The sequence below is a fragment of the Shouchella rhizosphaerae genome, assembly GCF_900142675.1.
In the GTDB taxonomy this organism is placed as follows: domain Bacteria; phylum Bacillota; class Bacilli; order Bacillales; family Bacillaceae_D; genus Shouchella; species Shouchella rhizosphaerae.
In genome coordinates, this window is sequence record NZ_FRBS01000005.1 from 1 (window position 1) to 883 (window position 883).

Here is an 883-nt window from a genome sequence, read left to right on the forward strand (position 1 = left end):
CGCCTTAACTTGCGTTCTGGAGCAGGCACTAACCACAGCATCATCACTACCCTTGCTAAAGGACAAAAAGTCGAGTTGCTTAAAAAGCAAGGTGGTTGGTATCAAGTTAAAGCAGGAAACCGTACTGGATGGGTTTCTGCAGACTATTTGAACGTGAGCAACAACCAAGCCAAAACAGAATCAGTTGAGACGGTTATCGACAGAGGGACAACGACAGCACGTCTAAACCTTCGCGTTGATCCGAATACATCGAGCAAAATTATCACAACCTTGAACAACGGCCAACAGCTAGACATCTTAAAGAAACAAGGGAGCTGGTATTATGTTAAAGTCGGCTCACAAACTGGCTGGGTCTCTTCCCAGTACGTCAAGCTAACAGAAGCCAAACCGACTGTCCAAGTCATGGCACGTACGTTCTCTTTCGCACCAATTGCTCCAGAAGTGGAAACAAACGAGGAAGCGAACGAAAGCGTGAACGAAGAAAACGATGTTGCCGACTTAGAAAACAGTCCATCAGAGAAACAACAGCCTATTGATGAAGTTGAAAAAGAAGAAGACAAACAAGACGTTTCACCTGACAAAGAACGAGACACAGACGAACATGCAGAAGAGCCATCAATCGATGAGAACGACACTGTTCCTCACTCAGACGAGGCAAATGACCAAACAGTTGAAGAAGACGACCATGTAGCTGATGAAAATGAGCAAGCTAGCGAAACGACTGACACGGAAAACGACGCTGAAAACGAAGAAAGCAACTTACCAGCATCGGAAGAAGCTCCTTCTGAAGAGAATGACTCTACTGATGAAAGCAGCCTAGAAGAGCCTCAAGAGCCTGAAACCGATCCTAGCACAGACGAACAAGAGCCTGAAACTGACGCTA

At 45.9% G+C, this 883-nt stretch carries 1 protein-coding gene; it reads left to right on the forward strand.

The features are described from left to right. Window positions 1–883, forward strand: an 883-nt coding sequence (locus BUC05_RS14150) for an SH3 domain-containing protein (RefSeq protein ID WP_142237566.1), incomplete at both ends; no start/stop codon positions are given.